The following is a 10,312-nucleotide window of genomic DNA, read 5'->3' as shown; positions in this document are numbered from 1 at the left end:
GAGGAATTCGCTGTCATCGATTCGATCTGGTCGGCTGTGCTCAGGTACGCCTCACGCACGGATGGGGAGGCGACGTCGATGCCTGTCGCCAGGAACGGGCCGGCCAGAGGAATGAACGACGCCGACCCGTACAGTGCGGCTTTGGCGCTGTCGAACACCAGGCCACGCCGGTCCATCGCATCTGCCGCGTCGCTGCGCCGGTTCGCCAGTTCGAGATCGAGTCCACTGTCGACCACCCCGGCCAACCGTCCCGCCCACACCCCGTAGTGGATTCGCGAATCGGTGTTCGTCGCACCGGATGTCGCCCACACCTGCTCGAGGGACGCGACCGACGTCGAGGCCTGCGCAGTCAGGTGCCCGGCCGCGTCGACGTCACTCGACAGCACCGCGTAGAGCGGGGGTGCGTTCTGGAAGCCGAGGGCTCCGAATCCTCGTGTCCCGGTGTCCTCGGCGGGAACACCCACCATGTCGGCGAGATACGGTGCGACGGCCCGCGCAAGTCCCTGTGTCACCGCCGGATTCAGTTCGCCGAGGGACTTCCCGTCGGCGCCGGGAACATCGAGCAGTTCCGCGTGGCGAGCGGACAGCAACTGCGACAAGCCGAAAGCGGTTTCCCCGGCCCGCGTTGCGCGTTCACCTGCCCCGTGATCATCGTCGGGTGGTATCGCATCCGCCGCGATCCAGTCGAACATCCGGGACACCGCCGGTTCATCGGATTCCGGCCAATCATGTTGTAACAGGGGAAGCATCGTGCCTTCGCGAGTGGTCGGGTTCACCACCAGGTCGTGGACGCTCCCGTGATCGCGACCGCCCGCGTCGACCAGGTTCTCGAGGAGTCCGTCGAACGTCGTCGATCCGGCATCGTCCACCTCGATGAAGCTGCGCGGACCGGGATCGATACCGGCCAGCAGTCCGGCTCGTTCCAGTAACTCCCGGTTGATCGGATTGTTCTGCTGCAACGCCGGATCTCCGGCACCGTAGGCTTGCGCGAATCGATCGAGCACGCCCGCGTTCGGCACGGCGGTGTAGAACACCGGTGGATTACCGGTCGCGCGGACGGCGGTGGCCGGCTCGTCGAAGAACGCCGTGACACCAGCCGGCATGGTGCCTGCTCCGGTCCCACTCACGACCCCGGGTCCGGCTGCCAGTGCGAGTCCGTTCGCGAGGAGCCGTCGGCCGTCGATCGAACCGTTGTCGCCGAGCTGTTCGGACAGTTCGACGAACCCGTCGACCCCGAGCGTGCCGTACAACTCCCGAACGTAGTCGAGCGTGGCCTGCGGCACGGCGATCTGCTCACCGCGCGCCAATGCCTCGAGTTGCTCGACGCTCGGTTGGATTCCGCGCAGGTCGCGGAGCAACCGGTCGACATCGTCCGGAGACAGTTCGGCGCCGTCGGCGATTTTCGTGGCAAGGGCGCGACCTTCGAGCCCGGACGTTCCGATCGATTCGTCGGCGACGGCCCGCAGTTCGTCGAGCGCGTCGAGGACAGAGCGGGCGGCAGCGGCGTCGGCCGCGGTCAGGGCGGTGATCGCGTTGCCGACCGTCCACCGCCAATAGTCGAGTTCGCCGGCGTCGTCGACGGTGCCGGCCGCGACCGTCCAGTCGTTGCCGACGATCACTCCGGCGGCATGAGCGTTGGCGACCGTGCCCAGGACATGCATCAGTGCCGCGTCGAGGCTTCTCTGCGCGGACGAGTACACCTCGGCGACGGCCGCCACCAGATGGGCGCACCGCACCATTCTGCGGCTTTCGACGTCGGCGCGTTCTTCGGCCGCCGCCTGCGCATCGCTCACCCACAGGTCGTGGTCGCGCATCAACGACACATCCCGAAAGACGGATCGGGCGATGTCGGCGAGCGAGCGCTGGGCGCCGTCGATCGCGGCTGCGACGTGGCTCAGTTGCTGCGGATTCCATCGGGCGACGGCGGCCTTCGTCGGGGTCACGCGACGACCTTCGCGTCACGAAGGAGTGCGGCGAACTCGTCCTCGGCGATCTCGTAGTCCGTCGCGCCGCCGCCGGCGAGGTACGCCATCTGGTCGATCGGACCGGCGAGTACATCGAACGCACCGGCCAGGGCGGCGACCACCTCGGCCGAGACGGCGGCGAGTTGCGACTCCGGCAACGAATGCGGCAGTTGCCCGAGGTCGTACCACGGTCCGGTGCGGTGCGGGTTGCCCGCGCGCCGGACTTCGTCGGCGTGGTGTATGAGGGTGGTGGCGAGCGCGGCGAGCATCTCCGGATCGACTTTCACCACGACCACCCGGCCCGCAACGAACGGACCCGGACCGACCAGAACAAGATCACCAGCACCCCCTGTGGTGTCGGGTTCACCCCGAATCGGAAGTCCCCCTGACTCCGATACGCACGGCAGCATACACAGCGGTGTGGCTGATCGATCGCGTCGGCACGGGGGCCTACACTCGTCGGTGCCCATTGACTTCCCGGGAGTGACACGCGTGGCTGACTCGTTCGTTCATTTGCACAACCACACCGAGTACTCGATGCTCGACGGTGCCGCGAAAGTCGGTCCGCTGTTCAAGGAGGCGGAGCGCCTGGGGATGACCGCGGTCGGCATGACCGACCACGGCAACATGTACGGTGCGAGCGAGTTCTACAACGCGGCGACGAAGTTCGGGATCAAACCGATCATCGGCATCGAGGCTTATGTCGCACCGGAATCCCGGTTCAACACCAAGCGGGTGTTGTGGGGCGACCGCAGCCAGAAGTCCGACGACGTGTCCGGCTCCGGTTCGTACACGCACATGACGATGGTCGCGGAGAACGCGACCGGCCTCCGGAACCTGTTCAAGCTGTCCTCGCTCGCCTCGATCGAAGGTCAGCTCGGTAAGTGGGCGCGCATGGACGAGGAGCTCATCGCCACGCACCACGAGGGCATCATCGCCACGACGGGCTGCCCGTCCGGGGAAATCCAGACGCGGCTGCGGCTCGGGCACGACCGCGAAGCCCTCGAGGCCGCCGCGAAATGGCAGGAGATCTGGGGCAAGGACAATTTCTTCCTCGAACTGATGGACCACGGTCTGTCCATCGAACGCCGTGTCCGTGAGGGTCTGCTCGAGATCGGCCGCAAACTCGACATCGCGCCGCTCGCGACCAACGACTGCCACTACGTCACGAAGGACGCCGCCGAGAACCACGAGGCGTTGCTGTGCATCCAGACCGGCAAGACCCTGTCGGATCCGACGCGATTCAAGTTCGACGGTGACGGCTACTACCTCAAGTCCGCCGAGGAGATGCGCGCGATCTGGGACGCCGAGGTGCCGGGCGCGTGTGACAACACGATGCTCATCGGTGAACGTGTGCAGTCCTACGCGGAGGTGTGGGAGCACCGCGACCGGATGCCGGTCTTCCCGGTGCCCGACGGCCACACCCAGCAGAGTTACCTGCGGCACGAAGTGCTGCGCGGCCTGGACCGTCGCTTCCCCGGCGGCCCCCCGCAGGACTACCTCGCCCGCGCCGACTATGAGATCGGCGTCATCAACGAGATGGGTTTTCCCGCCTACTTCCTCGTCGTCGGCGACCTGATCAACCATGCGAAGGATGTCGGTATCCGGGTCGGTCCGGGTCGTGGTTCGGCGGCGGGGTCGCTGGTGGCCTACGCGATGGGCATCACGAACATCGATCCGATCCCGCACGGTCTGCTGTTCGAACGGTTCCTGAACCCCGAGCGGGTGTCGATGCCCGATATCGATATCGACTTCGATGATCGTCGGCGCGGTGAAATGGTGCGGTACGCGTCGGAGAAGTGGGGGACCGACAAGGTTGCGCAGGTGATCACGTTCGGCACCATCAAGACGAAGGCCGCCATCAAGGACTCGGCCCGCGTGCAGTTCGGTCAGCCGGGTTTCGCGATCGCCGATCAGATCACCAAGGCGTTGCCGCCGCCGATCATGGCCAAGGACATTCCGGTCTCCGGCATCACCGATCCGAATCACGAGCGGTACAAGGAGGCCGTCGAGGTCCGCTCGCTGATCGACTCGAATCCGGATGTGAAGAAGATCTACGACACCGCGCTGGGGCTCGAGGGCCTGATCCGCAACGCCGGCGTGCACGCGTGTGCGGTGATCATGTCGTCCGAGCCGCTGATGGATGCGATCCCGGTGTGGAAACGCGCGCAGGACGGCGCGATCATCACCGGCTGGGACTATCCGTCGTGCGAGGCCATCGGCCTGCTGAAGATGGACTTCTTGGGTCTGCGCAATCTCACTGTCATCGGCGATGCGATCGAGTTGATCAAGGAGAACCGCGGCGTCGACATCGACCTCGATACGCTCCCGCTCGAGGACGAGCCGACCTACGAACTGCTGGCCCGAGGCGACACGCTCGGTGTGTTCCAGCTCGACGGCAGTGCGATGCGCGACCTGCTGCGACGCATGCAACCGACCGGATTCGACGACATCGTCGCCGTTCTCGCGCTGTATCGCCCCGGCCCGATGGGCATGAACGCCCACAACGACTACGCGGACCGCAAGAACGATCGGCAAGAGGTCAAGCCGATCCATCCCGAACTCGAGGAACCGCTACGCGAAATCCTCAAGGACACGTTCGGTCTGATCGTGTACCAGGAGCAGATCATGCAGATCGCGCAGAAGGTCGCCGGGTACAGCCTCGGCCAGGCCGACCTGCTGCGCCGCGCGATGGGTAAGAAGAAGAAGGAGATCCTCGACGAGGCCTACGACGGCTTCGCCGACGGCATGAAGACCAACGGTTTCTCGCAGGCGGCGATCACCGCGCTCTGGGACACCGTGCTTCCGTTCGCCGGGTACGCGTTCAACAAGTCGCACGCCGCCGGCTACGGTCTGGTGTCGTTCTGGACCGCCTACCTCAAGGCCAACTACCCGGCCGAGTACATGGCGGGTCTGCTCACCTCGGTCGGCGACGACAAGGACAAGGCTGCGCTGTATCTCGCGGACTGCCGCAAGATGGGTATCACGGTGCTGCCGCCCGACGTGAACGCCTCGCGCGTCGACTTTGCCGCGGTCGGTGAGGACATCCGGTTCGGCATGGGTGCGGTACGCAACGTCGGTGCGAACGTCGTCGCGTCGATCATCAAGGCACGTCGGGAGAAGGACGCGTTCACCGACTTCTCCGACTACCTGGGCAAGATCGACTCTCTGGCGTGTTCGAAGAAGGTCACCGAATCCCTCATCAAGGCAGGCGCGTTCGATTCGCTCGCGCATCCGCGCAAGGGCCTGATGCTGGTGCATGCCGATGCGATCGACGCGGTGATGAGCACCAAGAAGGCGGAGGCCATCGGCCAGTTCGACCTGTTCGGCGGTGCGGATTCCGACGAGTCGGTGACGTCGGTGTTCAACGTGAAGATCCCCGACGAGGAGTGGGACACCAAGCACCGGTTGGCCCTGGAACGAGAAATGCTCGGCCTGTACGTCTCCGGGCATCCCCTCAACGGCATCGAACATGTGCTCGCCGCGCAGGCCGACACCCAGATCCCGGCGATCCTCGAGGGTGACGTCAAGGACGGCCACCAGGTCACCGTCGGCGGCATCCTCGCGTCGGTGAACCGGCGCATCAACAAGAACGGTCTGGCCTGGGCGTCCGCGCAGATCGAGGACCTGTCCGGTGGTATCGAGGTGCTGTTCTTCCCGCAGTCCTATTCGGTGTACGGGATGGATGTCGTGGAGGACTCGGTGGTGCTGGTCAAAGCGCGCGTGTCGATCCGCGACGACCGGATCTCGTTGATCGCCAACGACCTTGCGGTACCGGATCTTTCGCAGGTCGGTGTCGCAAAACCGCTGTCGGTGTCGATGCCGACGCGGCTGTGCACCCCGGACAAGGTGGGGGCGCTCAAGAACGTCCTGACCCGGCATCCGGGTACCTCGGACGTGCATGTGCGCCTGATCTCCGGCAGCAAGATCACCTTGCTCAAGGTCGACGACAGTCTGCGGGTGGAACCGTCGTCGGCGTTGATGGGTGATCTGAAGGCGCTGCTCGGGCCGGGCTGCCTGGCTACCTGACCGGAGCAGTGCCGCGGCGGTAGCGACTTTCGGGTAGTGCACTACTCGCGCGCTCCGACGATCGACGACCCAGCATGGAATGTGTACTTACCGGGCATTCTTGCGAGGCGATAGTCATGAACACCATCGGCGGTCGGGCGGTAGTTCTCGGGGGCAGCATGGGCGGGCTGTTGGCCGCTCGGGCGCTGGTTGAGTTCTACGACACGGTGACCGTGGTCGAGCGGGACGTGCTGCCCACCGGCGCGGAGAATCGGCGCGGCGTGCCACAAGGCCGGCATGCCCACGCGCTGCTCGCGTCCGGAGCGGCGGCGATGGACGAACTGTTTCCCGGGTTGCTCGACGGTCTGGTCTCCGAGGGTGTGCCGCAGATCGCGTACGGCGATCTGAGTCGGATCCACCTCGCCTTCGGCGGGCACACGTTCGGGCGCGGCGGACACGTGCGCGAGGGCCTCGCGACGTACCTGCCGAGCAGGCCGTTCCTGGAAAGCCGGGTACGCAACCGGCTGCGCGCGATCCCGAACGTCACGATCCTCGACGGTCACGGCGCCGGAGCGTGCACCGCCACCGCCGATCGGCGTCGGGTGACCGGCGTGCAGGTGGGAAGCGGTGGCAACGCCCGGATACTCACCGCTGATCTCGTGGTCGACGCGCGGGGTCGCGGTGCGCGCACACCGGCGCTTCTCGAGGAGCTCGGCTACGGACGTCCGGAGGAAGAGCGCCTCGTCATCACGGTGACCTACTGCAGTCAGTTGTTGCGCATCCCGCCGGGAACACTGCGGGAGAAGGTGGTCATCGTCGGCGTGGAGCCGGGTCGGCCGACGGGCATGACACTGCTCGCCTGCGAGAACGATACGTGGATGTTCACCGTGACCGGGATGGTGGGCACGGAACCGCCGAGCGATCTCACCGGCATGATCGAGTTCGTGGAGTCGTTCACACCGAGGCATGTGATCGAGGTGATCCGCGCGGCCGAACCGGTCGGCGCCGTCGCGAGGCATCGCTATCCGTCCAGCCAATGGCGGCACTACGAGCGGATGAGCAGGTTCCCGGACGGTCTGCTCGTGTTCGGTGATGCCATCTGCAGTTTCAATCCGGTGTACGGGCAGGGCATGACCGTCGCCGCTCTCGAAGCGAGAGAGCTACGAAAGTGCCTGAACCGCAGTGGTTCCGCCGTGGCATCCAGCTTCTTCCGTGCGTCGGCCCGGCCGGTGGGGACGGCGTGGAAGTTCGCGACCGGAGCAGACTTGGCGCTGCCGGAGGTCGACGGTCCACGACCGTGGAGCGTTCGGATCGGCAACGCGTACGTCGACCGGATTCTTGCTGCCGCCGAGACAGACCCGTCGGTCGCACTGCGGTTCCTCCGGATCAGCGGACTCTACGATCCGCCCCGCAATTTGGCGCACCCCGCCCTGGTGGCGCGGGTCTGCGCGGCCAGTCTTCGCCGGCGCCCGGCGCCCACTCCATCGGCGGTACCGTCCGTCGCGGCCGTGCGCTGAGCCGGAAGGTGCCGGGCGGGTTCGGCGCATATCGCCGTGCGCACCCGGCACCGCCACCTACCGTAATTGCATGCGGTGGTCCAGAGCGCTCGGTATTCCGGCTGCGGCGGTCGCGGCCGTGGCGGCGTACGACCTGCTGCAACGTCAGCACGCGTTGTTGCGAAACTTCCCGGTGATCGGACACGCCCGGTATCTGCTCGAGTCCATCGGCCCGGAACTGCGCCAATACGTCGTCACCCGCGACGACGAGGAACGCTCGTTCACCCGCGATCAGCGTCGTTGGGTGTATGCGTCGGCGAAACGGGAAAACGACACGTTCGGGTTCGGGACGGACAACGACGTCGAGTACACCGACGGGTACACGATCATCAAACACCGGACGTTTTCACGGATCCCGCCGTCCGCGGATCCGCACAGCCACGAGGACGTGGTGATGCCGTCGGCGAAGGTTCTCGGCGCAGCGCGCGGCCGGCCGAAGGCGTTTCGGCCGCAGTCGCTGGTCAACGTGTCGGGAATGAGCTACGGGGCGTTGTCGTCGGCGGCGGTCGCGGCGCTGAATCGGGGCGCGGCGGCGGCGGACTGCCTGCACAACACCGGTGAGGGCGGGTTGTCGGACTACCACCGCGACGGTGCCGACCTGATCTTCCAGATCGGCACCGCGTACTTCGGATGCCGTGACCGCGACGGCCGCTTCGACCTGGACCGGCTCGTCGCGCTCACCGAGTCGGCGCCGATCAAGGCGATCGAGATCAAGCTCAGTCAAGGCGCAAAGCCGGGGCTCGGTGGCTTGCTGCCCGGGCCGAAGGTCACGCCGCAGATCGCCGAGATCCGCGGAGTGCCGGCGGGGCGGGACGTGGTGAGCCCGTCGCAGCACACCGCGTTCCGGGATGTCGACAGCATGCTCGACTTCGTGGAACTGCTCGCGTCGGTGACCGGGCTTCCCGTCGGGATCAAATCGGCGGTAGGGGACATGGCGTTCTGGCGGGTGCTGGCCGAGGCGATGGGCAGCGGTGACCGCGGCGTCGACTTCGTCACCGTCGACGGCGGTGAAGGCGGAACTGGAGCAGCGCCGCTCGTGTTCACGGATTCGGTGTCGTTGCCGTTCCGCAGTGGATTCGCCCGCGTGTATCGGCAGTTCGCGGAGGCCGGGTTGACCGACCGTGTCACGTTCATCGGCTCGGGCAAGCTCGGGATGCCCGGCAACGCGATCGCGGCGATGGCACTCGGCTGCGACATGGTCAACGTCGCCCGCGAGGAACTCTTCGCGGTCGGTTGCGTCCAGGCCCAGAAATGTCACACCGGTGGTTGCCCGACCGGGGTGGCCACCCACAATCCGTGGCTGGTCAAGGGGCTGGATGTGCCGTCGAAGTCCGACCGCGTCGAACAGTATCTGCGGGCGCTGCGGCGGGAGATGTTCAAGGTGGCGCTGGCGTGCGGTGTGGAGCATCCGAGTTTGATCACCGCCGAGGACGTCGAGGTGGCCGACGGGAACCGCCGCTCGGTGACCCTCGCCGAACTGTACGACTATCGCGACGGTTGGGGACTTCCGGGTGGCGCTGACCGGGCGGAGATCGTCCGCATCATGGTGGCCGCGGACATCGCTAGCCGCGGCGGTAGTACGCCAGGCGAATCCACCAGGTGACGGTGGCGGCCGCGGCGGCCGAGAGCACGGCGGTCTGTGCGGAACCGGTGATGACGAACAGGGCGAACAGCATCAGGAACCCGGCCACCAGGGCTTCGATCTTGTACAGCGGCCATTCGGTGCCGGCCAGGTCGATGCCGGCGGTGCGACGGGGTCGGTCCGTGGTGTCGAGGGTGGTCATCACATGCTCCTGCGGTTCCGGAAAAACTTCCTTCAGGGTAGTCGCAGGTGTGAATTCGGGTCAACGAACTTTTCACTGATCGTGTGGCAGAGCACAGGACGGTGTTGACTGGGTCGTATGCCTTTGATCGGAGAATACGAACCAAGCCCGTCGACGTGGGCCGCGGATCAGGTCGAGAAATACGAATCCTCGGGCGGCACCGCGGGCACCACCATGAACGGGATGCCGGTGGTGATCTTGACCACCCGGGGCGCCAAGAGCGGCAAGCTCCGCAAGACGCCGTTGATGCGCGTCGAACACGACGGCACCTACGCGGTGGTCGCGTCGCTCGGCGGGGCCCCGAAGAATCCGGTCTGGTACCACAACGTCGTTGCGGATCCGCACGTGGAACTGCGCGACGGCACCGAGGTGCAGGACATGACCGCCCGCGAGGTTCACGGCGACGAGAAGGAACTGTGGTGGGAGCGCGCGGTCGCGGCGTACCCCGACTACGCCGACTACCAGACGAAGACCGACCGGCAGATCCCGGTTTTCGTCCTCGAACGGAAGTAGGGACCGATGGCCGCGCGCACCGTCGCCGATCAACTCGTCGGGCAGCTCGTCGATGCGGGAGTGCGACGCATCTACGGCATCGTCGGGGACAGCCTCAACCCCGTCGTCGACGCGGTGCGCCGGACCGGTGGCGCCGCGGCCGGTGGCATCGACTGGATCCACGTGCGGCACGAGGAGGCCGCGGCGTTCGCGGCCTCGGCCGACGCACAGCTCACCGGCCGGCTCGCGGTGTGCGCGGGCTCGTGTGGGCCGGGCAATCTGCACTTGATCAACGGCCTGTACGACGCGCACCGGTCCGGCGCGCCGGTCCTGGCGATCGCCTCGCACATCCCGTCCGTTCAGATCGGGTCCGGCTATTTCCAGGAAACCCACCCGGACCGGCTGTTCGTCGAATGTTCGTCGTACACCGAGCTGATCAGTGCGGCCGGTCAGGCACCCCGTGTCGTGC

8 protein-coding genes are annotated in these 10,312 nt (G+C 66.4%); 5 read left to right on the top strand and 3 right to left on the bottom strand.

All coding sequences use genetic code 11. The annotated features are described in order from the left end of the window. The coding region (locus WAX14_RS13435) for a hypothetical protein (RefSeq protein WP_422628555.1) at nucleotides 1-1,943 on the bottom strand (1,943 nt) is incomplete at its 3' end. Beyond that, on the bottom strand, nucleotides 1,940-2,251 hold the full coding sequence (locus WAX14_RS13430) for a hypothetical protein (protein WP_422628554.1): 312 nt from the start codon (nucleotides 2,249-2,251) through the stop codon (nucleotides 1,940-1,942). The genes WAX14_RS13430 and WAX14_RS13435, both read right to left, overlap by 4 nt. A gap of 205 nt (nucleotides 2,252-2,456) precedes the next feature. Here WAX14_RS13430 and dnaE point away from each other — a divergent pair, with 205 nt between their 5' ends. The 3 genes from dnaE to WAX14_RS13415 all read left to right on the top strand — a co-directional run bounded on the left by dnaE (nucleotide 2,457) and on the right by WAX14_RS13415 (nucleotide 9,131). Next, nucleotides 2,457-5,993, top strand: coding sequence for a DNA polymerase III subunit alpha (gene dnaE, locus WAX14_RS13425; RefSeq protein ID WP_422628553.1), 3,537 nt, complete (start codon nucleotides 2,457-2,459; stop codon nucleotides 5,991-5,993). Between the two features lie 116 nt (nucleotides 5,994-6,109). Further along, on the top strand, nucleotides 6,110-7,489 hold the full coding sequence (locus WAX14_RS13420) for an FAD-dependent oxidoreductase (RefSeq protein WP_422628552.1): 1,380 nt from the start codon (nucleotides 6,110-6,112) through the stop codon (nucleotides 7,487-7,489). Between the two features lie 70 nt (nucleotides 7,490-7,559). Then, nucleotides 7,560-9,131: a glutamate synthase-related protein gene (locus tag WAX14_RS13415; RefSeq protein WP_422628551.1), complete on the top strand. Its 1,572-nt coding sequence runs from the start codon at nucleotides 7,560-7,562 to the stop codon at nucleotides 9,129-9,131. Here WAX14_RS13415 and WAX14_RS13410 read toward each other — a convergent pair. Next, nucleotides 9,091-9,312 carry a hypothetical protein gene (locus WAX14_RS13410; protein WP_422628550.1) on the bottom strand — a complete coding sequence of 74 codons (222 nt, stop codon included), beginning with the start codon at nucleotides 9,310-9,312 and terminating at the stop codon, nucleotides 9,091-9,093. The genes WAX14_RS13415 and WAX14_RS13410 overlap by 41 nt on opposite strands. 117 nt (nucleotides 9,313-9,429) lie before the next feature. Here WAX14_RS13410 and WAX14_RS13405 point away from each other — a divergent pair, with 117 nt between their 5' ends. Further along, nucleotides 9,430-9,864 carry a nitroreductase family deazaflavin-dependent oxidoreductase gene (locus tag WAX14_RS13405; protein ID WP_422628549.1) on the top strand — a complete coding sequence of 145 codons (435 nt, stop codon included), beginning with the start codon at nucleotides 9,430-9,432 and terminating at the stop codon, nucleotides 9,862-9,864. A 6-nt stretch (nucleotides 9,865-9,870) separates the two neighbouring features. Further along, nucleotides 9,871-10,312 (top strand): thiamine pyrophosphate-binding protein (locus tag WAX14_RS13400; protein WP_422628548.1); only part of this gene is annotated, 442 nt, incomplete at its 3' end.

The organism is Rhodococcus sp. (in: high G+C Gram-positive bacteria), from assembly GCF_049299235.1.
Classification (GTDB): Bacteria; Actinomycetota; Actinomycetes; order Mycobacteriales; family Mycobacteriaceae; genus Rhodococcus.
Note: the sequence above shows the minus strand (reverse complement) of the source record. Positions and strands in the feature narration are given on the sequence as shown.